Consider the following 21,669-nt stretch of genomic DNA (forward strand, 5'->3'; position numbering starts at 1 on the left):
GGAGCGCCGCCGCGCGCATCGGGAACATCCCGTCCGGCTCAGCGGGACGAGGCCGTGTCCATGAGCCACGCGTACGCCGACTGCGCCGTGAACTCGGCCTGGCCGCCCCGCACCAGCAGCGCGGCCGTGGCGAACTCGGGCGCGTCCGCCTGCGCCGCCACGTACGGGACGGCGATGCAGCGCATCCCGGCCGCGTGAGCGGCCGCCGCTCCCGGCGCCGCGTCCTCGACGACCACGCAGCCGGCCGGATCCACGCCGAGCCGGCGGGCCGCCTCGAGGAAGACGTCGGGGGCGGGCTTGCCGCGGGGCACCTCGTCGGCGGAGACGACGGTGCGCAGATGGGCGTCCAGGCCGGTGCCTGCGAGGATCGCCTCGATCGCGTCCAGGGAGGAGCCGGAGGCCACCGCCGTCGGCAGGCCCTCGGCGGCCAGCAGCTCCACGAACTTCCGCATCTCCGGGTACGCGCGCGTGCCGGTGCGGGCCAGCTCCAGATAGCGCCGGTTCGTCGCGTCGAACAGCTCTTCCACCGAGGCGCGCAGGCCGTAGCGCTCCCGCCAGAGGACGACGGTCTCCAGGGTGCTGACACCGACGTAGCTCTCGTGCTCCGTCCAGGTGAAGTCCGGCACGCCGTGCTCGGCCAGGGTCAGCCGGCCGGCCTCGTAGTAGTTCGGCTCGCTGTCCACCAGCGTTCCGTCGAGATCGAAGACGACCGCAAGGGTGCCGGGCTCGCTCATGCCGTCCAGCATGCCCGGCGTCAGGCGCGGTCCGCCCGTCCGACCGACTCCACCAGGGGGAGCAGCCGGTACGGCACGCGCTCGCGCAGGGCCACCTCGGTGCGGGTGCGCACCACACCGGGCATGCTGATCAGCTTCTGGATCACGTCCTCCAGATGGGCGTTGTCCCGCCCCACCACCCGGGCCAGCAGGTCGCCGCCGCCCGTGATCGAGAAGGCCTCGACGATCTCCGGCACGGCGGCCAGCGCGTGGCCCACGTCGTCCAGGTGGCCCTGGGTGACCTCGATGTGGACGAAGGCCAGCACCGGGTGGCCCAGTGCGGCGGGGGACAGCGAGGGGCCCGTACCGGTGATCACGCCGTCGCGTTCCATGCGGTCCAGGCGGGCCTGGAGGGTGCCCCGGGCCACGCCGAGGATGCGGGCGTACTCGCGCACGCTGGTGCGCGGCTGCTCCAGCAGCAGCCGCAGGATGCGGGTGTCGAGTGCGTCCACGCTCATGAAGCACGACTGTACCAATGGCTCACCGGTGGACGGACGGCATTTGCCGTCCGACCTGGTCCGTTGGCGTTCCGGTGACCGTTCGGCCGGATGCCGGAATGGGCCATTGGACCAGTGAGGCAGCCAACACTTGAGCCAGTGACCTCGGTGATGCTCTCATGGGGATGTCGATGGCGCTGCGGATCCCCGCGGCGCCTTTTCTGCGCCGGTGTGCCATCCGGCGTTCCAGGTGTTCCGGGCGACCCGGGGTTCCAAGGGGAGGGGCTCAGTGCTGAAGAGGGTGTTCATGGCCGCGGACCCGGGGCGGACACGGTTGCGCTTCGCCGCGCGGGCCGTGCTCGGCATCGGGCTGGCGGTCACCGTGTGCGGGTCGGCGGGGCAGTCCCTGGCCGGCGCGGTCACCGGGGGCCTCGCCGCGCTGCTCGCCCTGTTCACCGTCACCGACGCCACCGTGCGCGGGCAGGCGGTCACCACCGCGCTGCTGCCCGCCGTCGGCCTGCCCGTGCTCGCCGCCGCGGCCGAGCTGCACGACTTCCCCGTGGCGCGGGACCTGGTGTTCCTCGCCGTGGTCGGCGCCGGCGTGTACGCCCGCCGCTGGGGCCCGCGCGGCCACAGCCTCGGCGTCTTCGCCTTCATGACCTTCTTCATGGCCCAGTTCCTGCACACCACGCCCGGACAGCTGCCCGCGCTGTACGCCGCCGTCCTGCTGTCCGTGCTGAGCGCGGCCGCCGTGCGCTTCGGCCTGTGGTGCTACGAGCGCGGGCTGCCCCCGGCGGCGGCACCCGCGCCGCCCGCCGGCAGCGGCCTGGCCCGGGTGACCACACGGCAGGCCGTGCAGGCGACCGCGGGCGCCGGTTTCGCACTCGTCGCCGGCCAGCTCATGTCCGGGCAGCGCTGGTACTGGGCGGTGGGCGCCACCTGGTGGGTCTTCGTGAACACCGCCTCGCGCGGCGAGACGCTGGTCCGCGGCTTCCGGCGGGTCCTCGGCACCGTCATCGGCATCGGCCTGGGCTTCCTCGCCGCCGTGCCGGTGCACGGGGCCGCCGTGCCCACCGCCCTCCTCGTGGCCGTCGCCGTTTTCGGCATCTTCTACACGGCCGCCGTCTCCTACACCTGGATGATGCTCTGGGTGACCGTGCTCGCCGCTTCGCTCTACGGCCTCCTCGGCGTCCTCAGCCCCGGCCTGCTCGCCCTGCGCCTGGCCGAGACCGGCGTCGGCGCCCTCGGTGCCGCGCTCGCCGTGCTCTTCGTGCTGCCCGTCACCACGCACGCCACCACCGACGCCTGGATCCAGCGCGCCCTGCGCTGCGTGCACGCCTGCACCGCCGAGGCCGCCGCACGGCTCGCGGGGTCGGCGGCGGCCGACCCGGCGCCGCGCGTGGCCGAGCTGGAGCAGCTCCTGGGCCGGGTACGGCTCTCGGTCGCCCCGCTCGTGCACCCGCTGAACCCGATGCTCGGCCGCAAGCGGCGCGCGCGCCGGGTGCTCGCCCTGCTCGACGACTGCGCCCGCGAGATCCGCGGTCTGGTCGCGGTCGCCGCGGACCCCGAGGCCTCCCACGACGCCCGCCTGGCGGCGGCCTGCTGGCGGGTGGAGGCCGCGGTCGAGGCGCTCACCGACGGCGGCCTCGAACAGGTCCACCGGCCCGCCGAGGCCCCCGCCGAGCCCGCCCTGGCCCATCTGCACGGCCTGGAGCGGGCGCTCGCCGAGCTGGCCGAGCCGCTGCGGGCCCCCTCCGGCTCACGGCTCGTCGGGGCCTGAGGGGAAACGTTCCCCTGTTGGTCTAGACCGACGGTGATCGACTGCTACCGTCGGCACCACTGGCGCGGACCGAGAGGGGACAGCGGTGGCAGCAGTCGGCAGGCGGCACAGGGCGTTCATCGGGTCGTTCACGGCCGCGGGCGGCCCCGGACTGGTCACCGCGGAAGTCCACCCGGGCACCGGCGCGCTGACCCTCACCGGCCGCCTCGGCGCCGTCCCCGACCCCGCCTACCTGGCCCTTTCGCCGTCCGGCGACATGCTCTACGCGGTCAGCGAGACCGCCGAGGGCGCCGTCGCCGCGTACCGGGTCGGCGGGGACAAGCCGGAACCCGCCGGGCCGCCCGTACCGGTCGGCGCCGGCGGGCCCACCCACCTCGCCCTGCACGCCGGTCACGTACTGACCGCCAACTACGGCTCCGGCAGCGTCACCGCCGTCCCGGTGCGCCCGGACGGCACACTGGCCGCCGCGCCCTCCGGGCTGCTGCAGCACACCGGCTCCGGCCCGCACGACCGCCTCCAGCGCGGCCCGCACGCCCATCAGGTGCAGCCCGACCCCAGCGGCCGGTGGATCGTGAGCGTCGACCTCGGCACGGACTCGGTACGGGTCTGCACCCTCGACGGGGGCGTGCCCGCGCTGCACCGCGAGATCGCGCTGCGCCCCGGCTCGGGCCCCCGTCACCTGGCCTTCCACCCGGACGGCGAGCACGCCTACGTGGTCAACGAACTCACCCCGACGGTCACCGTGTGCCTCTGGGACGCCGACGCCGGCTCCGTGAAGCCGCTGGCCGAGGTCCCGGTCCTGCCGGGCGCCCCGGCCGGCGACGCCTACCCCTCGGGCGTCGTGGTCTCGCCGGACGGCCGCTTCGTGTGGACCGCGACCCGCGGCGAGGACGTCCTGTCCGAGTTCGCCGTCCAGGGGAACGGCCTCCGGCTGACCGGCACGGTGCCGTGCGGCGGGCACTGGCCCCGCGCGCTGGCCGAGCACGACGGCTTCCTCTACTCCGCCAACGAACGCTCCGGCGACGTGACCTGGTTCGACGTGCGGGATCGGACGGGACTTCCCCGCTACGACGGCTCCGTCGAGGTCACGGCGGCCTCGTGCGTCGTCTTCGGCTGAACGGGCATCCGCGCGGTCCTGCGGCACGCCGAAGGGCCCGCTCCGGCGACCGGAGCGGGCCCTTGTGTCATACGGGGGTGCCGTCGCGTCAGCGGACCGGCGTGCCCTGCTGCTGCGGCGAGACGATGCCGAGCGCCGTCGTGTACTTGGCGAGGGCGAGCTTCCCGATCGCCGGGTAGGCGCCCAGCGCCTCGGCGGTGGCGCAGCCGGCCTCCTCGGCGGCCGCGGCGAGCAGCGCCGAGTCGATCTCGGGGCCGATCAGGTACGGCGCGAGGGCGAGCTGCTGCGAGCCGGAGGAGCGCAGCTGCTCGGCGACCGCGGTGATGGCACCCTCCTGGTCGAGCGCCGCCGCCATGACCGGGACGGCCAGGCGCGCGGCGAGCAGCATGCCGGTGATGCCGGCCGCCTGCACGGCCTCCTCGCCGCCCACCGAGGCCAGGATGATGCCGTCCGCGGCCGTGGCCACGGTGAACAGCCGGGCGCGGTCGGCGCGGGCCAGACCCGCCTCGGACAGGCGTACGTGCAGCGCCTCGGCGAGCAGCGGGTGCGGGCCGAGGACGTCGGTGAGCTCGGCGGCGACCCGGCTGTCCATCACGGCCTGGCGGACCTGGCGCAGCAGCGCGCTGTCCGGACCGGCCAGCAGCGGAACGACGACGGCGACCGGGCCGTCGGGCTCCTTGACGTCGGCCCCGGCGGCGCGGGCCTGCTCGAAGCGTGCGGTCCGCTCCTCGGCGGCGCCGGACAGCACCGAGCTCAAGCTCGGGAACTCGGCGTCGTCCCCGTCCAGGTAACCGATACGGGCATCCAGGCCGGGCAGCTCGGAGCGGGCGATGCTCACGACCTCCTCGGCGAGGCTGCGCGAGGCGGCGCCGGGCGCGCCGGGCACCGCGAGGACGAGCGCGGGCGCGCCCTCGGGAGCCACCAGCGGTTCCGGTCGGCGGTGCCTTCCGGGCTGGCGGGGTCGCGGCATTCGTACTGGCAGGCCGGACGCGGGCCCAGTGGGGGAACTCATGGCGCCGCATGTTACTGGCTCTTTGGGTTCCCCTGTTCGGGGAGGGTGCAGGTGAGCGGTATCCGTCCGCTTTTGTCTGATGAGTTACGCCCGTTTGGCATGCGTTTAGGGCACGGGCCGGACAGATGGAATGGAGAGCGGACAATCCCCCTATGTGCGGACGATATTCAGCATGGACGGTTCACCCGGAAGTGTGAGCCGCCCGGCAGCCAGCTCGCCCGCGATCCGCACACAGCCGTGCAGCGGGTCGCCCTCGGCCGGAACCAGCCGGGCCCGCGGCAGCCGGTGCGCCAACTCCTCACGCACCGGCACCAGGAGCGGGTCACCCATGTTGAAGAGACCTCCCGTGAGCGCCACTTCGGCCGCACCGGAGGCCGGGCAGACGGCCGCGGCGGACTCGGCCACGGCGCGGGCCGCCGCGCGCAGGATGCCGGCGGCCACCGGGTCGTGCGGGGCGCAGGCGGCCACCCGTGGCGCGAACGAGGCGAGCATCGCCGGGCGGTCGGAGCGCGGGTAGAGCAGGCCGGGCAGGCCGGGCAGCGGGCCGAACTGTTCCTCGGCGCCGGCCCGAAGCGGCGCGGAGCCGCCGTCGCGGCCGTCATGGGCGCGCAGCGCCGCCTCGAGACCGGCCCGCCCGATCCAGGCGCCGCCGCCGCAGTCGCCCAGCAGATGTCCCCAGCCGTCCGCCCGGTGCCAGCGGCGCAGATCGGTGCCGATCGCGATCAGGCCGGTGCCACCGGCGACCACCGCACCCGGCCGTGGTCCCAGGGCGCCCACATAGGCCGTCACGGCGTCGGCGGCGAGCGCCACGGACCGCACGCCCAGTTCGCCGGCGAGCAGGCCCGGCAGCTCGGCGCGCAGGGCGTCGCCCAGGCTGGCGAAGCCCGCGGCGCCGACGACGGCCGTGCCCAGCTCACCGACGCCGGCCCGCGCGGTCAGCTCCCGGACCAGCGGGAGGAGTCGCGCCATGAGGTGCTCGGGGTCGATGCCCCGCGCACCGGTGCGCACCGGCTCCCGCGACTCCCCCCGGGCCGACGGCGGCCGCCCCGGCACCCCGACGGCGACCCGGAGGCCGGAACCTCCGGAGTCCACGGCCAGGAAACCGGAGGCGGTCACGGCAGGCGCCAGTCCACCGGCTGTCCGCCCTGCTCGATCAACAGGTCGTTGGCGCGGCTGAACGGACGTGATCCGAAGAACCCGCGGTCCGCCGACATGGGCGACGGGTGCGCCGACTCCACGGCCGGCAGCCGGCCCAGCAGCGGACGCAGGTTGCGGGCGTCCCGCCCCCACAGGATCGACACCAGCGGCTTGCCGCGTCCGGCCAGGGCCCTGATCGCCTGCTCGGTGACCTCCTCCCAGCCCTTGCCGCGATGGGCGGCCGGGCTGCGCGGTGCCGTGGTGAGCGCCCTGTTGAGCAGCAGCACGCCCTGCTGTGTCCAGGGCGTGAGGTCGCCGGTGGACGGCTGGGGCAGCCCCAGGTCGCTGTTCAGCTCACGGAAGATGTTGATCAGGCTCGGCGGCAGCGGACGCACCTCGGGCGCGACCGAGAACGAGAGCCCGACCGCGTGTCCCGGGGTCGGGTAGGGGTCCTGACCGACGATCAGGACTCTTACGTCGTCGAAGGGTTGCTGGAAGGTGCGCAGGACGTTCGGTCCGGCGGGGAGGTAGGTGCGTCCCGCGGCGATCTCCGCGCGCAGGAAGTCGCCCATCGCGGCGACGCGTCCGGCGACGGGTTCCAGGGCCTTGGCCCAGCCCGGTTCGACGATTTCATGCAAGGGTCGTGGTGCCACGGGCGTCACCCTACTGCCGGGCACCGGTCGGCGAACAAGCCGCGACCGCGTCCGGCCGGGGACGGCCGCCGCCCTGCCGGCCGGCCGCCGTCCTCACCTCCCGTACGGGGCGGCCCGTGTCAGCCGATCACGGCGGCCCGTACGCACAGCACGTCCGGCAGATGGGAGGCCAGTTGCCGCCAGGTGTCGCCGTCGTCGGCCGAGGCGAACACCTCGCCGTTGCGGTTGCCGAAGTAGACCCCGGCCGGATCGGCGTCGTCCGTGCAGAGCGCGTCGCGCAGCACGGTGCCGTAGTGGTCCTCGGACGGCAGCCCCTTCGACAGCGGCTCCCAGCTCTCGCCCGCGTCGGCCGTACGGAAGACCCGGCAGCGGCGCTCGGCAGGCACCCGGTCGGCGTCGGCGTTGATCGGGAAGACGTACGCCGTCCCGCCCCGGTGCGGATGGGCGGCCACCGCGAAGCCGAACGTCGACGGCAGCCCCGCGCCGATGTCGGTCCACTTCCCGCCCGCGTCGTCGCTGCGGTACACGCCCCAGTGGTTCTGCAGGTACAGCCGGTCCGGTTCGGCCGCGTCGCGCGCGACCTTGTGCACGCACTGGCCGAACTCCGGGTCCGGGTCCGGCAGGAACACCGCGGACACACCGGAGTTGGACGGCGCCCAGCTCGCTCCGCCGTCCCGGGTGCGGAACACCCCGGCGGTGGACACGGCCACGGTCACCGCCCGCGGGTCGCGCGCGTCGGTGAGCACCGTGTGCAGCCCCTCGCCGCCACCGCCCGGCACCCACCGGGAACGGGTCGGGTGCTCCCACAGGGGGCGCACCAGCTCGAAGCTCTCCCCGCGGTCCTCCGAGCGGTACAGCGCGGCCGGTTCCGTCCCCGCGTACACCACGCCTGGCTCGGCGGCGGCCGGGTGGAGCTGCCAGACCCGCTCCAGTGAGGCGCCGGTGTCCTTGGGGAACTTGACGGCGGGCCGGGCCGGTTCGGTCCAGGTGCGGCCCAGGTCGTCGGAGTGGAACACCGACGGGCCCCAGTGCGCGCTGTCGCCGCTCGCCAGCAGCCGGGGACGGTCTCCCCGGGTGTCGATGGCGACCGAGTAGACCGCCTGCGCGTTGAAGTAGGGAGTGTCGTCGAACTCCCAGCCGCCACCTCGCCTCCGCCCGATGAACAGGCCCTTGCGGGTACCCACGGCGAGCAGGACCTCGGTCATGCCGGTCACCTCCGGGACGTCGTTGTCCAGGTAGTCGTCAGATACCGGCCAGTCTGCACCCCACCACTGACAGTCACCCCTGGAAGCGGCGTCGCCGCAGGTCACGGCGGTGGGGTCGGCCCGTCGCGCGGACCGGCGCCGGTGCGTTGCGCCATGCGCCTGCGCGGAAGGGGGCTCTCGTGCGACCGTCGGGGAGACGGTTCGTCGTGAGCAACGGGGCGGCCGCGCCCGTATGGGAGTGCGGTCCGGCCTGTCGGTGCGCTCGTGAGGAGGATGCCTTTGAAGGCGTTCCGGGGTCCCAAGGTGTGGCTGTGGCGCTGGCGGCGCAATCCGCTGCGGCGCCGGGCCGATGTGCTGGAGGCCTGGGTGCTGCTCGCCGCCTGGCTGCTGACCGTCCTGGTGGGAGTGGCGGCCGGCCTCGCCGCCGCCCGGTCGGTGGAGCACGGGCTGGCCCGGGAGCGCGCCGCCTGGCAGCCCGCCGTGGCCCGTGTCGTCGCCCGGGCGCCCGGAAGGTCCGCTTCCGAGGCCTCCGGCGGCGAGCGGGTCTGGGCACAGGTGCGCTGGGCCGCTGCCGACGGCTCGGTGCACACCGGCCAGGCCCGCGTCGCGCCGGGCAGCCCGGCCGGCAGCCCGGTCACCGTCTGGACCGACCCGCAGGGTCACCTCGTCAGCCGCCCGGCCACCGCCTCCGAGGCCACCTTCCGCGCCGTTCTCATGGGCGGCCTGGTCGGCCTGAGCGCCGCCGCCGTCCCCTTCGCCGGCCAACTGGCCCTCCGCGGCCGGCTGGAACGCCGCCGCATGGACGACTGGGACGCGGAGTGGACCCGGCTGGGACCGCAGTGGGGACGGATGACGTGGTGACGCTCCGGGCCGCGCCGGGACACGGCCGCCAGGAGCGTCCGAGCGTCCCGCGGATCATGTCGGCGGCTGACGGCTTCGCGTCCCGCGGACCACAACGGACCACCGGCTCCCGGGGTCGCGCACACCACCACGGCCCCGGGGTCCCGGCGTCCCGCACGCCACCACGGCCCCCGGGGGTCCCGGCGTCCCGCACGCCACCACGGCCCCCGGGGGTCCCGGCGTCCCGCGTGATCCAAAAGAGGCTCACGAGAATGCGGAAGGACCGGACAGCACCTCCTCGCAGGTCCTCAGCAGCGCCTCGTCCTCGGCGATCGCCCGGCCGTGTCCGCCCGCGCGCGCCGAGTGCCGCCGTGGGGCGGCCAGTTCCGCGATCACGAGGTCCCGGAGCGGCGCGCCCGCCGGGCCCATCGCGGCGAGGCACCGCGCGATCGGGCCCCGGGCGCCTGGACTCTCCGACCAGGCGGCCCGGAGCACCGGCAGCACGGGTTCCGGGTCCCCGCCGACGTGCCACAGTGCGCACGCGGCGAGGGTCCGCTGTCCGGCCTGCCCCGATGCCGCCGCCCGGCGGAGCTCCGGCAGGGCCGCACGGGCCGCCGGGCCCATCCTGGCCAACTGCCGTGCGGCCAGGCGGCGGCCGGCCGGCTCGCCCTGTGTCAGCTCGCGTACCAGCACGGGAAGCACGGCCGGGGCGTCACCGTCCGCCGACCACAGCGCGCCCGCCGCCGCCGCGGCGTGCCGGGTGTGCAGCAGTGCGCGCAGGACCGGTGTGGCCCGGGCGGCGGCGCCGAGGGCGTCCAGTGTCCCGACGGCCTGTCCGGCGACTTTGTCCCGCGCCCCGAGGCCGTCCGGTGCGCCGGTCAGCAGCCGCAGCACCTCCGGCACCGCGTCCAGGTCCCCGATGGCCCTGAGCGCCGTCAGCAGCGGCGCGGCCCGGGAGTCCACGGCCGGCGATTCCAGCGGAATCCGCCCCAGCCGGTGCCGCAGCACGGGGGCGAGGGGAGCGGCGGCCGGGCCCAGGTGCGCGATCTCGTCCCCCAGACCGCCGGGCACGACCGGGCCGGCCAGCACCTGGGCCAGCACCGGGACCGCCCGCGGATCGCCGCTGCGGGCAAGGGCCTTGAGGGCGCCGCCCACGGTGGGCGAGCCGCGCTCCCAGCGGTGGGTCCACAGATCGGGCCGGGAGGACACCAGCGCGTGCAGGGCGTCCGCCGCGGGAGCGGCCAGCCCGAACAGCTCCGACAGGACGGAGACCGCCGCGTCCCGCAACCACTCTTCGTCCGCGCCCAGTTGACTGCCGACCAGGGCCACCGGCCCGGCGAAGCGGGCCCGCCAGCCGCGGAAGAGCACCGCCGCCATCCATACGGCGTTGCCCCGGTCGACCGGGTCGGGGCTGGTCAACTGCCCGGTCAGCAGGGTGATGCGGTCACCGGTCCGGTCGCCGAGCGCGGTGTGCAGCGTGCGCAGCAGCCGGGCGCCCTCCTCGTCCGAGGGGCGCAGCCGCCGTAATCGGCCCACCAGAGTGTCGTTGGCGGAGCGGTCCGGGACGCGGGCGCGGCGGGCGGACCGCTCCCGCAGCAGCCGGACGGCCGTCGGCACGAGGTCGGCGGGGAGCCGGCCGGGGGCACCGAGGGCGAGCTGGCCGAGCGCCGCGAGACGCAGCCCGGGGTCGTGCGGCGGGGCGCTCTGCGCGGCCAGCAGGTCCACCGCGGCGGCCCGCGCCGGGTACCGGCGCACGAACACACCGACGGCCTCGGTGAGGGCGAGCAGCACCCGGCCGTCCCGCTCGACGGGTATCCGCTGCCGCAGCAGCCCCAGCACGCGCGCCGGGTCGCCGACGAACCGGACGACCGCGCCTGCCGCGGCCCGCCGCACCCCCGGGTCCGGATCCCCGAGCAGCGACACGAACACCTCGCCGTCCGCCCGGACCGCCTCGCGCGCGCGTGCGTCCCCGCTCTCCGCCCCGATGCTGACCAGCAGTTCCACGATGCAGCCCCGCTCCGGCACCGCCTCGCGGGCCGCGAGCGAGAACAGGAAGGGGACGCAGGCAAGCGTCGAGTCGTACACGTTCCCCTCGTGGTGCACCGTGCCGTACATGCCGTCCAGCGCGGTCTGCCGTTCGGCGGCGTCCGCGGACGCCAGGCCGCGCAGCCATCCGGGCACGTCCTGTGCGCTGCCGTACGCGTGCCGCAGCGAGGCCCAGTCGACCTCGTCGATCCCGGTGAACACGATCCCCTCCCCCTGACGAGTGGCACCTGATCGCGAGTCTGCACCACGGCACTGACAACGAAGCGCGAGCATGCGCTGACTGTGTGCGATCCGTCGGCTGTCACCGGCCACGCTGCGGGAGGCCGAGGCTCTCGCCCGGGAGGGGCTAGCCCGCGTCGGGCAGGGCCCGCTCCAGGATCGCGTCCAGGCCGGTCCCGGCGGGCAGCGTGCCGAACGAGTGTCCCCAGTCGCCGCCCAGCCGGGTCGCGCAGAAGGCGTCCGCCACCGGGTGCGGGGCGTGCCGGACCAGCAGGGACGCCTGCAGCGCGAGCGCCATCCGCTCGACCAGCCGGCGGGCACCCGCCTGCTCGGTTCCGGCCAACTGCGTCCTCAGCCCGGCCACGGCGGCGTCCAGCCGGGCGTCCGCACCGCGTGCCAGTGCGAGTTCGCCGAACAGGGCCTCGGCGGTGTCCGGTTCCCGTCCCAGGGCGCGCAGCACGTCGAGCGCGTTGACGTTGCCCGAGCCCTCCCAGATGGACAGCAGCGGGGCCTCCCGGTAGTGGCGGGGCATCCCGGACTCCTCGACGTACCCGTTGCCGCCCAGGCACTCCAGGGCCTCCGCGGTGAACGCCGGGCCCCGCTTGGTGACCCAGTACTTGCCCACGGCGGTGGCGATCCGCCGGAAGGCCCGCTCCCCGGCGTCCCCGCGTACCGACCGGTCCGCGGCGCCGGCCAGCCGCAGCGTGAGCGTGGTCGCCGCCTCCGACTCCAGCGCGAGGTCGGCCAGCACGTTGCGCATCAGCGGCTGCTCGATCAGCCGGGCGCCGAACGCGCTGCGGTGACGCGTGTGATGGCCCGCCTCGACGAGCGTCTTGCGCATCAGGGTCGCCGAGGACATCACGCAGTCCAGCCGGGTGCAGTTGACCATCTCGATGATCGTCTTGACCCCCCGGCCCTCCGGCCCGACCAGCCAGGCCACCGTCCGGTCGAACTCCGGCTCGGAGGACGCGTTGGACCGGTTGCCGAGCTTGTCCTTCAGCCGCTGGATGCGGAACGTGTTCCGGCTGCCGTCCGGCAGCACGCGCGGCACCAGGAAGCACGACAGGCCGCCGGGAGCCTGCGCGAGCACCAGGAAGACGTCGCACATGGGCGCCGAGGTGAACCACTTGTGCCCGCGCAGCGTGTAGACCCCCGCCTCCCCGGTGGGCGTCGCCACGGTGGTGTTGGTGCGGACGTCGGAACCGCCCTGCTTCTCGGTCATGCCCATTCCGGCGAGCAGCCCGGGCTTCTCGGTCGGGACGCGCAGCCCCGGCTCGTACTCGCGGCTGGTCAGCAGCGGCTCGTAGACCTTGGCGAGGTCGGGCTGGGCGCGCAGCGCGGGCACGGCGGCGTACGTCATCGAGGTCGGGCAGCCGTGCCCGGCCTCCGTGTGCCCCCACACCAGGCCGCCCGCCGTGCGGGCCACGTGGGCGCCGGTGCGGTCGTCCGCCCAGGGGGCGCCCGCCAGGCCCTCGGCGACCGCCGTCCGCATCAGGTGGTGCCAGCTGGGGTGGAACTCGACCTCGTCGACCCGGTGGCCGTAGCGGTCGTGGGTGCGCAGTTCCGGCTCGTGCAGATTGGCCAGCTCGCCCCACTCCTGGGCCTCCGCGCTGCCGGCCCGCCGCCCCAGCCGCCTCAGGCCGTCCTCGGCCCAGCCGGCGCCCTCGCGGCGCAGGCCCTCCAGCAGGGCCCGGTCCTCCGATGCGTCGTACGGGGCCAGGGGCGGGGCCTGGTTGGTGACGTCGTGGGTGGCGTACTGCGACTGCGGCTGCGCGGATATCGAGACCATGGAGTCATGTTGCACTCTCCGTGCGGCTGTAGCAATGATGCAACAAGAAGTCTCCGTACAGTGTGTGCCCATGCGCATGAACGTGTCAGCCGAGCCGGGCGGAGCCGCGTTGCGGCCGCTGTCCGCGCGGTCGGTCGTGCTGAGCCTGCTCCTGGGCGCGCACCCGCCCGAGATGCCGGTGAAGGACCTGGTCGGACTGGTGGAACCGTTCGGCGTGGGCGGCTCCACCCTGCGGGCCGCGCTCAGCCGGATGGTGGCGGCGGGCGACCTAAGGCGCACGGACGCCGTCTACCGGCTCAGCGACCGGCTGCTGGCCCGCCAGCGCCGCCAAGACGAGGCGCTGCGCCCCGGCACGCGCGCGTGGCACGGCGACTGGGAGATGCTGGTGATCACGGCGACGGGCCGCGGTCCCGCTGAGCGGGCCGAGCTGCGCACCCGCCTGACCGACCTGCGCCTGGCCGAGCTCCGCGAGGGCGTGTGGCTGCGCCCCGCCAACCTCGGCAGGCCGCTGCCCGTGGGCCTCACGCGCGTGACGCTGTCGTACACCGCGCGCCCCGACGGCGACCCGCACGACCTGGCCGCCCGGCTGTGGCCGCTGGATGTGTGGGCCGCCACCGCGCGCACCCTGCTCGCCCACGCGGCCGCGGCCCGCCGGCCGGCCGACCGCCTCACCGCCTTCGCGGCGGCCGTGCGCCACCTGCTCACCGATCCCGTCCTGCCGGCCGGCCTGCTGCCCGCCGACTGGCCGGGGGAGGCCCTGCGCACCGCTTACGCGGACTACCAGGAAGAGCTGTCCGCCTCTCTGGGGCCGCGGGGTCGCGTGCGATAGTTCCGCTTCCGCAGGTGCGGGGGCCGCCGCCCCGGCGGGACGGCGGCCCTTCACGCCCGTCGGGCGCTCACTTGTAGGTGATGTCCGAGGACGAGTACTTGCAGTACGTGCCGTCGGCGCCCGAGCCGTTCGTCGACGGCTCCTTGCCCGTGTTGTTGCCGATGTACTTCTGGCACGGGACGATCTTCTTGCTGCTGTCGCCGACGATGGTGATGTTCCTCAGGGTCGCGCTGTCGCCGTAGTTGGTGTTGATGCCGACGAGCTTGCCGCCCTTGTACGTCGCCTCGACGGAATCGAGGTTGATCGTGCGCTTGTACTGCGTCTTGCAGTTGCCGCACGAGCGGGCGAAGGTGCCGAAGTTCCGCACGGCGAAGTTCGAGACGTTCAGCGTCCCGGCGCCGTTGAACTGGAACACCTTGTCGCCGGCCTCCTTCGCCCCGCCGCCGCTGACGGAGTAGACGTTGGAGGACGACGAGCCGAGGAACGTGGCCGCGTCCTCGCCGACGTCCTCCCACCAGACGTTCTGCAGGGTGCAACTGCCCAGGCAGTGGATGCCGTCCGCGGCGGGTGAGCCGATGATGACGTTCTTGACCACCGCGCCGGGAGCGAGTTCCAGGATGGGCCCCTGGTCCTCGTCCTGGCTGCCGGTACCCAGGTCCCCGGAGCCGTACAGGCGCTTCATCCCGTAGTCCTTGGTCCCGGAGACCGAGATGGTGGACGTCACCGCCTGACTGCCGTTGGCCGAGGGCCAGGTCGCGGCGTCCGCGGTCCCCCCATTGGTCATGATCATGCCAATCGAGAGGCCGAGGGCGGCGAGTCCGCCCAGTGGTGCGCGGCCCGATCCCGCTCGCGTGAGTGCCGTTGAGGTCATGTTTCGAATGCCTTCCTCCGAGTGGGGGGTCAGATCTTTCCGGCGCCGGCGCCGGCCGTCACCGAGGCGACGACACCGGACGCGGGCTCGGCGGTGTAGCCGTACGGCGGGCTGGTGAAGGTGCCGGTCCGGGAGATCTCGGTCGCGGCTCCGCCGAGGTCGTTGCCGCGCAGGTTGGCGTAACCGTCCACGTCGCTGTCCCGGCTGGTGGTGACGGCGACCCCGGTGTCGCGGAAGACGTTGTTCTCGACCAGCATCTGTGCGCCCATCCGCGAGTGCACGGCGGTCTCGGCGCCGACGACGTAGTTGTCATAGAAGTGCCCGGTGCCGAAACGCAGGCTCGGAATGCGGGAGTTGACGTTGTCGAACCAGTTGTGGTGGTACGTCACCCGCAGGTGCCCGGTGTCCTCGCTCGCGTTGCTGTCACTGTGGCCGACGAGCGAGCCCTTGTAGTGGTCCTTGAAGGTGTTCCAGGAGACGGTCACGTAGTCGGACCCGTGGGTGATGTCGACGAGGCCGTCGTAGTAGTCCTTGCCGTGGTCACGGTCCGAGGAGAGGGTGTTGTGGTCGATCCACACCTTCGTCGAGGCCTGCACCGTGATCGCGTCGGTCTTGACGGCCTTGCTGAGGCTGAGGTTGCGGACGACGACGTTGGTGACCTTCTTCAGGCGCAGTCCGCCGCCGGTGAATCCGGAGGACGAACCGACGCCCAGGACCGTGGTGTTGGAGCCGATGTCGATCTGACCGCTCAGCGAGATCAGGCCGTTCACCTTCACCACCTTCGCCGAACCGCCGGCGACGGCCGCCTTGAAGGCGTCGGACGTGGAGACGGTCACCGCCGAGGCGGCGCCGCCGCCCGTGGTGCCGGCGCCGAATCCGACGGCGGCGGTGTCGGCGGCGCCGGCCGCCTGGGGCAGTGCGAGCACGGTCGCGGCCGTGAGGGCCACGGTGGCCGCCGTTCCGGGGAGGTGTCGCTTTCGCATGCGGGTGCGTCCCTTCGAGTGGGGGTCGGGTTGTGTACGTGAATGACGTACGCGATGTGGAACGCGCATGGGAGATTTCATGGCCTCCTGACCCCAGCCGGGGGTCAGTGGGTCACGTTGATGAACGGGAACGTAAGGGGTAAGCGCTTTCTGGTCAACGCCTCCCGCGATCGGTTTTCGGTCACCCCGAATCGACACCACGCTGCGGCAGACCGTCCACGTCACCATCGGCGGCCGGCACCTGCGGCTGCGGTTCTCCAACGCCCACGGCGACACCCCGCTGCCGCTGACCGCGGTGACCGTGGCGCCGCCCGAGGGCGGCCGGGCCGGGGCCCGCGCGATCGAACCCGGCAGCCTGCGCCGGGTGACCTTCGCCGGACGGGACACCGCGACGGTCCCGGCTGGTGCCCAACTGGTCTCGGACCCGGTCGACTTCGTCCTGTGCCCCGGATCCGACCTGACCGTGACGGCGTACACCGCCCAGGGCCAGCCGTCGCTCGCGCTGACCTCGCACCCGGGGTCGCGCACCACCTCGTACCTCCAGCACGGCGACCACACCCGGGACCAGGACCTGCCGGACGCTACCGCGGTGAACCACTGGTACCTGCTGAGCGATGTCGAGGTGCTGTCACCCGGCCGGGCGGCGGTGGCCGTGGTGGGCGACTCGCTCACCGACGGCCGCGGTTCCACGACCAACGGCAACGACCGCCGGCCGGACCGGCTCGCCGACCGGCTGCGCGCCCGCACCGCCACCGCCGAAGTCGCCGTGCTGAACCAGGCCGCCGGGGGCAACCGCGTGCTCGCCGACGGACTCGGCCCCAACGTGCTCGCCCGGCTGGACCGGGACGTCCTGTCCCGCAGCGGGGTCTCCTGGTTGATCCTCTTCGAGGGCGTGAACGACATCGGAACCGCCGACGCCGCCCCCGAAGCCCAGCGCGCCGTCACCGACGACCTGATCGCCGGGTGCGAGCGGATCGTGGTCCGCGCCCACGCCCAGGGCATCCGCGTCTACGGCGCGACCCTGACGCCGTTCGGCGGCAACACGCTCTACGACGACACGGTGGGCGAACGCGAGGCGTCCCGGCAGCGCGTCAACGCCTGGATCCGCACGCCGGGCCACTTCGACTCGGTGATCGACTTCGACCGCGCGGTACGGGACCCGGCCCGCCCGGCGCTGCTGCTCCCGGCCCTCCACGACGGAGACTGGCTGCATCTCAACCCGACGGGGTACGGGGTGCTGGCGGAAGCGGTGCCCACGGGGCTGTTCCACGGGAAGTGACCCGGGCGGTGGCCCAGAGGGTGCCGCCGACCGGGTCACCGGCTCACCCCGCACCGGGGGCCTTTCGCCCGGCTCCCTCCTCGCCGCCTCCGGCCCGCAGTGCCCCGGCACCGGCCCCGTCCTCGGTCGTTCCGGCCGCCGAACCGGCCCGATCAGGAAGGTGGTTGAACAGGAGGTTCAGGACGATCGCCGTCAGGCAGCCCGCACTGATGCCGCTGTTCATCACCGTCTGGAACCAGTCGGGGAACTTCGCGTAGACCGTGGGCACACCCACCGGCAGCATGCCGACCGCCACCGACACCGCCACCACCGTCAGGTTGTCATTGCCCCTGAAGTCGACCCGGGCCAGCGTCCGCAGGCCGCTCGCCGCGACGCTGCCGAACATCACCAGGCCCGCCCCGCCGAGCACCGGCGCGGGAATCGCCGCGACCACCGCTCCCAGCTTGGGCAGCAGACCGAGCAGCACGAGGATGCCGCCGGCCGCCGCGACCACCCACCGGCTGCGCACCCGGGTCATCCCGACCAGCCCCACGTTCTGCGCGTACGCCGTGTACGGAAAGGTGTTGAACACACCACCGAGGACGGTCGACAGACCGTCCGCGCGCAGTCCGTCGGCCAGGGAGCGCGGCTCCACCCGTCGCTCCGTCAGCTCACCGACCGCGATCAGGTCACCGGTCGTCTCCGTCATCGTCACCAGCGCCACCACCAGCATGGACACGATCGCCGACGCCCTGAACTCCGGTGCCCCGAAGTGGAACGGGGTGCTGATGCCCACCCAGTCCGCGTCGCCGACGCCGCCGAAGTCGGTGAACCCGAGGGGCACGGCCACCGCCAGGCCCACGACGATGCCGGTGAGGACGGCGATCCGGCTGAGGAACGCGGGCGCGAACCGCTGCACGGCCAGCACCACCGCGAGCACGAAGGCGGCCAGCGCCAGGTTCCTTGGTTCGCCGAAGTCCTTCGCGCCGGCGCCGCCGGCGGCCCAGTTGCCCGCGACCGGGAGCAGCGACAGGCCGATGATCAGGATCACCGTCCCGGTGACCAGCGGCGGGAAGAAACGCAGCAGCCGCCCGAAGACCGGCGCGAGCAGCATGATCGCCAGACCCGCGACGATCACCGAGCCGTAGATGGCGGGCAGTCCGCCGCCCGTCGTCCCGATGAGCACCATCGGCGACACGGCCGCGAACGTACAGCCCTGCATGATCGGCAGCCGCACCCCGAACCGCCAGCAGCCGACGCACTGGATCAGTGTGGCGATGCCGCACACCAGCAGGTCGGCGGTGATCAGATAGGCCAGGTCGGCGGGTGACAGCTTCATCGCGCCACCCACGATCAGCGGTACCGCGACGGCACCCGCGTACATCGCGAGCACATGCTGCAGGCCGAAGGCAGCGAGCTGCCGCGCCGGTGGTATCTCGTCGACGGGGTGTATGTCTGCGGTCGTGGACATGGGGACTCCAGAGCGGCGGGTGGGGGAGTGGCATCCGGACAGCACGAGACCGTAAAGGCCTTGAACAGTTTGTTGATTTCTGTGGTGTTGCCGGTGTGTGTCATGCCCGCCTGGGCGCCGTCGACTCCGCTACGCGCCGCGGGCCGCCGTCAGCAGGGCGTCCCAGTCGGCCAGTTTGACCACGCCCCGCCCCAGCCGCGCGCCCAGCTCCGCCTCGGCGCGCTCGATGGCCAGCCAGCCGGCCCATGGCACCGGCTCGATCCCGGCCGCCCGCAGCGCCGGGAGCGGGTCGTCGGGCGTCCGGTCTCGTACGAGTGCGGGCGCGTCGGTGAGCAGGGAGGTGACCGTCTCCTTGGCGCACGGCCGGTTGGTGCCGATGACCCCCGTCGGACCGCGTTTGATCCATCCGGCGACGTACTCGCCCGGTGAGGTGGCGCCCTCGCGCAGCACCCGGCCCTGCCGGTGCGGCACGGTGCCGCTCGCCGCGTCGAACGGCAGCCCCTCCAGCGGCACTCCGCGGTAGCCGACCGACCGCAGCACCAACTGGGCCACCACGGTCTCGAACCTGCCCGTGCCCGTCACGCCGCCGTGGCCGTCGGGCGCGGTCCGTTCGAAGCGCACGGCACCCACCCGGCCGTCCCGCTCCAGCAGTTCAACCGGCCGCAGGAAGAACCGCAGCCGGATCCGGCGGACGGCCCGGCCGGACCGGTCCGCCGCCCACCCGCGCAGCGCCTCCACGTTGCGGCGCTGTACGGCCGGCAGGGCCGCCGGGTCGGCGCACCCGGGGTCCAGTGCCAGCTCGTCCGCGTCCACCGACACCTCGGTGCCGGGCAGGCCGCCCAGCTCGCGCAGCTCCTTGGTGGTGAAACGGGCCTGCGAGGGGCCGCGCCGGCCGACCATGTGGACCTCGGTGACCCCGCTCGCCGTCAGCGCGTCCAGCGCCCCCTGCGGCATGTCCGTCGGACGCAGCTCGCCGGGGCCCCGCGCCAGCATCCGGGTCACGTCCACGGCCACGTTGCCCACCCCGATGACCACGGCCGACCGCACCCCGCGCACGAACCCGGCGTCGGCCGCGTCCGGATGGGCGCTGTACCAGGACACGAACTCGGTCGCCGACCAGCTCCCCGGCAGCTCCTCGCCGGGGATGCCCAGCCGGCGGTCCGCCGCGGCGCCCACGCAGTACACCACCGCGTCGTACAGCTCCCGCAGCCGCTCCACGGGCAGTCCGCGCGGGCCGCCCACCCGGACCCCGCCGACGAACCGGACCCGGTCGTGCTCCAGCACCGCGCGCAGGCTGCCCTGCAAAGACTTGATCTTCTCGTGGTCGGGGGCGACGCCGTATCGCACCAGGCCGAAGGGGCACGGCAGCCGGTCCAGCACGTCCACGTGGACCTCGGGATCGAGCTGGACCAGGTTCTGGGCGGTGTAGCACCCGCTCGGCCCGGAACCGACGACGGCGACACGCAGCACGGCGGTACTCCTTGCCCGGAAGGAGATGAGTGTGCGGACGGCTCCAGCATGGCACCGCCCGGGCCGGGGCGGCAGGGGCCGGGAGGGTGACCCGGTCGCGGGTCCGCACCCCGCACAGGCTCCGGGGGCGCGCCCGCTCGGCCGGCTTCCCGGGGTGACCGCCCGCGCGACCGGCTTCCCGGGGTGCCGCCTACTCGGCCGGCTTCCCGGGGTGGCGCCTACTCGGCCGGCTTCCCGGGTGCCGTGTGCTCGGCCCGTTCCCCGGTCGAGAAGAAGCGCGACAGGTCCTGGCAAGGGGCCGCCGCGGCGTCCGTGCCGCTGCCCGGGGGTGTGCCCAGCTCCCAGTCGAGCCGGTACCGCCTGAACAGCTCTGCCCGCAGTGCCGGGACCGGCATCGGCACCCCGGGCACCAGGGCCGCGAACACCGCGCCCATCAGCGTGGCCCGCAGCATCGGGTAGTCGGCCGTCACGTCCGCCGAGCCGTACCGGGCGACCGTGTCGCTCAGCAGTTCGGACAGTCGCCGCTGCTCGGGGCACTGCACGAAGCCCTCGGCCTGGAGCAGTCCCGCCATGTGCTGCCGCATGAGCACCGGTCGGTCGTGTGCGAGGCCCAGGATCGCGTCGACGGCCCGGGCGAGGCGTTCGCGGCCGTCCTCGGTCCGCGGCTCCCGCTCCAGCGCCTCCTCCAGCGTGCGGTGCATCAGCCGGTGCACGGCCGACTGCACGAGCTGGCGCTTGCCGGGGAAGTAGTACGACACCAGTCCGCGCGCCGAACCCGCCCGGTCCGCGATGTCGGCCAGCGTGGTGGCCTCGAACCCGTGCTCGTCGACCAGTTCGACCGCGGCCTGCAGCAGTCGCTCGCGGGAACGCCGCCGCAACTCTTCATTGACCGAGGCGCTGCGCGGGGACATCCTGTAACTCCTGCGTTGACTGGCTGCCAGCCAACTATACTCGGACGCAGGGGCTCCGCCGTGCGCGGAGTCTGTTCGGAGCTGCCGTCCGTCTGGGGCGACGCGGGGGATCGTCTCAGACGGACGGCGTGAACACGCCGTCACGGGCGGCGCCGGGATCCGGGGCCCGGTCAGCCGACCAGGTCAAGGACCCGCAGCAGCGCGTCCGGGCGCTGTTCCACCGGCAGGTGGTCCACGAAGTGCACCCGGCAGCCCAGCGCCGCCGCGCCACCGTCCGCCGTTCTGTTGTCCCCGACCATCAGTACCTGACGCGGATCGGCGTCCAGTTCCTCGCAGGCCGCCGAGAAGAGCCGCGGGTCCGGCTTCTGCACGCCGTGTTCGTACGACAGCACATAGGCGTCCACGTACGCGTCGAGGCCGTGCTCGCGGAAGACCGGGCGCAGGTCCCAGCCGATGTTGCTGACCACGCCCACGCCGACCCCGCGTTCGCGCAGCGTGCGCAGCACGTCGGCGGCGTCCCTGTACGGCGCCCAGGCGGCGGGGGACATGTGCCGCTCGTACAGCGCGTCGTGCAGCTCGGGGCCGGGCAGCGGCACGAGCCGGGACAGCCCGGTGTAGGCGGCCCGGTGCTGCTCGGCACTCCGGTCCCGGACGGCCCACAGCCCCGCCAGTTCCTCCGGCACCTCGACCGGGTCCGCCCCGCCCGGCAGCGCGCCCGCCGCCTCCAACGCGGCGGCGGCCTCTGCGATTTCGGATCCGGTGAGCGCGAGTCCGGCCTCGTTCAGCGCGGCACGCAGCCAGGACTCGGTGGACTCGATACGGAACAGGGTCCCGGAGAAATCGAAGAGCACGGCAGCCATGCGCCGGA

Annotated in this window: 18 protein-coding genes and 1 pseudogene; 5 read left to right on the plus strand and 14 right to left on the minus strand. The window is 74.1% G+C overall.

The genetic code is table 11. The annotated features are described in order from the left end of the window. Positions 1-38: 38 nt before the first annotated feature. Positions 39-734, minus strand: a complete 696-nt coding sequence (locus ACZ6B1_RS13990) for an HAD family hydrolase (RefSeq protein ID WP_468777990.1) — start codon at positions 732-734, stop codon at positions 39-41. Positions 735-754: 20 nt separating this feature from the next. Further along, complete coding sequence (locus ACZ6B1_RS13995) at positions 755-1,231, minus strand: Lrp/AsnC family transcriptional regulator (protein WP_468777992.1); 477 nt, start codon at positions 1,229-1,231, stop codon at positions 755-757. Between the two features lie 268 nt (positions 1,232-1,499). On the opposite strand from ACZ6B1_RS13995, the gene ACZ6B1_RS14000 reads away from it, so the two are divergent. Both ACZ6B1_RS14000 and ACZ6B1_RS14005 read left to right on the plus strand, forming a co-directional pair. Then, a complete protein-coding gene (locus tag ACZ6B1_RS14000) occupies positions 1,500-2,990 on the plus strand; it encodes an FUSC family protein (protein WP_468777993.1) in 1,491 nt (496 codons plus the stop codon). 85 nt (positions 2,991-3,075) lie between these two features. Continuing rightward, the gene (locus tag ACZ6B1_RS14005; protein ID WP_468777994.1) at positions 3,076-4,107 is read left to right on the plus strand and encodes a lactonase family protein; all 1,032 of its coding nucleotides are present in this window, start codon (positions 3,076-3,078) and stop codon (positions 4,105-4,107) included. A gap of 88 nt (positions 4,108-4,195) precedes the next feature. On the opposite strand, the gene ACZ6B1_RS14010 is transcribed toward ACZ6B1_RS14005, so the two are convergent. The 4 genes from ACZ6B1_RS14010 to ACZ6B1_RS14025 all read right to left on the minus strand — a co-directional run bounded on the left by ACZ6B1_RS14010 (position 4,196) and on the right by ACZ6B1_RS14025 (position 8,114). Beyond that, complete coding sequence (locus ACZ6B1_RS14010) at positions 4,196-5,119, minus strand: sirohydrochlorin chelatase (RefSeq protein ID WP_468777995.1); 924 nt, start codon at positions 5,117-5,119, stop codon at positions 4,196-4,198. Between the two features lie 150 nt (positions 5,120-5,269). Beyond that, complete coding sequence (locus tag ACZ6B1_RS14015) at positions 5,270-6,235, minus strand: N-acetylglucosamine kinase (RefSeq protein WP_468777996.1); 966 nt, start codon at positions 6,233-6,235, stop codon at positions 5,270-5,272. Continuing rightward, positions 6,232-6,909: a uracil-DNA glycosylase gene (locus ACZ6B1_RS14020; protein ID WP_468777997.1), complete on the minus strand. Its 678-nt coding sequence runs from the start codon at positions 6,907-6,909 to the stop codon at positions 6,232-6,234. Before ACZ6B1_RS14020 ends, ACZ6B1_RS14015 begins: the two co-directional genes overlap by 4 nt. A gap of 119 nt (positions 6,910-7,028) precedes the next feature. Then, positions 7,029-8,114: a WD40/YVTN/BNR-like repeat-containing protein gene (locus ACZ6B1_RS14025; protein ID WP_468777998.1), complete on the minus strand. Its 1,086-nt coding sequence runs from the start codon at positions 8,112-8,114 to the stop codon at positions 7,029-7,031. A 273-nt stretch (positions 8,115-8,387) separates the two neighbouring features. Here ACZ6B1_RS14025 and ACZ6B1_RS14030 point away from each other — a divergent pair, with 273 nt between their 5' ends. Further along, positions 8,388-8,975 (plus strand): Rv1733c family protein, encoded by a 588-nt coding sequence (locus tag ACZ6B1_RS14030; RefSeq protein ID WP_468777999.1) that lies wholly within the window; start codon positions 8,388-8,390, stop codon positions 8,973-8,975. Between the two features lie 243 nt (positions 8,976-9,218). Here the strand turns inward: ACZ6B1_RS14030 and ACZ6B1_RS14035 are convergent, their stop codons facing one another. Further along, on the minus strand, positions 9,219-11,201 hold the full coding sequence (locus ACZ6B1_RS14035) for a HEAT repeat domain-containing protein (RefSeq protein WP_468778000.1): 1,983 nt from the start codon (positions 11,199-11,201) through the stop codon (positions 9,219-9,221). Positions 11,202-11,346: 145 nt separating this feature from the next. Continuing rightward, positions 11,347-13,008 carry a DNA alkylation response protein gene (locus ACZ6B1_RS14040; protein ID WP_468778001.1) on the minus strand — a complete coding sequence of 554 codons (1,662 nt, stop codon included), beginning with the start codon at positions 13,006-13,008 and terminating at the stop codon, positions 11,347-11,349. A 70-nt stretch (positions 13,009-13,078) separates the two neighbouring features. On the opposite strand from ACZ6B1_RS14040, the gene ACZ6B1_RS14045 reads away from it, so the two are divergent. Then, entirely contained in the window at positions 13,079-13,837 is a 759-nt protein-coding gene (locus ACZ6B1_RS14045) for a PaaX family transcriptional regulator C-terminal domain-containing protein (protein ID WP_468778002.1), read from the plus strand. 67 nt (positions 13,838-13,904) lie between these two features. Here the strand turns inward: ACZ6B1_RS14045 and ACZ6B1_RS14050 are convergent, their stop codons facing one another. Both ACZ6B1_RS14050 and ACZ6B1_RS14055 read right to left on the minus strand, forming a co-directional pair. Then, complete coding sequence (locus ACZ6B1_RS14050; RefSeq protein ID WP_468778003.1) at positions 13,905-14,708, minus strand: pectate lyase; 804 nt, start codon at positions 14,706-14,708, stop codon at positions 13,905-13,907. 29 nt (positions 14,709-14,737) lie between these two features. Next, entirely contained in the window at positions 14,738-15,691 is a 954-nt protein-coding gene (locus tag ACZ6B1_RS14055; protein ID WP_468778004.1) for a pectate lyase family protein, read from the minus strand. Positions 15,692-15,854: 163 nt separating this feature from the next. Here ACZ6B1_RS14055 and ACZ6B1_RS14060 point away from each other — a divergent pair. Beyond that, a pseudogene (locus ACZ6B1_RS14060) lies at positions 15,855-16,970 on the plus strand (SGNH/GDSL hydrolase family protein); the annotation flags it as partial. Positions 16,971-17,013: 43 nt separating this feature from the next. On the opposite strand, the gene ACZ6B1_RS14065 reads toward ACZ6B1_RS14060, so the two are convergent. The 4 genes from ACZ6B1_RS14065 to ACZ6B1_RS14080 all read right to left on the minus strand — a co-directional run bounded on the left by ACZ6B1_RS14065 (position 17,014) and on the right by ACZ6B1_RS14080 (position 21,661). Continuing rightward, positions 17,014-18,420, minus strand: coding sequence for a nucleobase:cation symporter-2 family protein (locus ACZ6B1_RS14065; protein WP_468778005.1), 1,407 nt, complete (start codon positions 18,418-18,420; stop codon positions 17,014-17,016). Between the two features lie 129 nt (positions 18,421-18,549). After that, positions 18,550-19,890 (minus strand): FAD-dependent oxidoreductase, encoded by a 1,341-nt coding sequence (locus ACZ6B1_RS14070; protein WP_468778006.1) that lies wholly within the window; start codon positions 19,888-19,890, stop codon positions 18,550-18,552. A 218-nt stretch (positions 19,891-20,108) separates the two neighbouring features. Then, positions 20,109-20,801, minus strand: coding sequence for a TetR/AcrR family transcriptional regulator (locus ACZ6B1_RS14075; RefSeq protein ID WP_468778007.1), 693 nt, complete (start codon positions 20,799-20,801; stop codon positions 20,109-20,111). A gap of 170 nt (positions 20,802-20,971) precedes the next feature. After that, the gene (locus ACZ6B1_RS14080) at positions 20,972-21,661 is read right to left on the minus strand and encodes an HAD family hydrolase (RefSeq protein ID WP_468778008.1); all 690 of its coding nucleotides are present in this window, start codon (positions 21,659-21,661) and stop codon (positions 20,972-20,974) included. Positions 21,662-21,669: the final 8 nt, after the last annotated feature.

Source organism: Streptomyces sp. NPDC041129 (genome assembly GCF_055592265.1).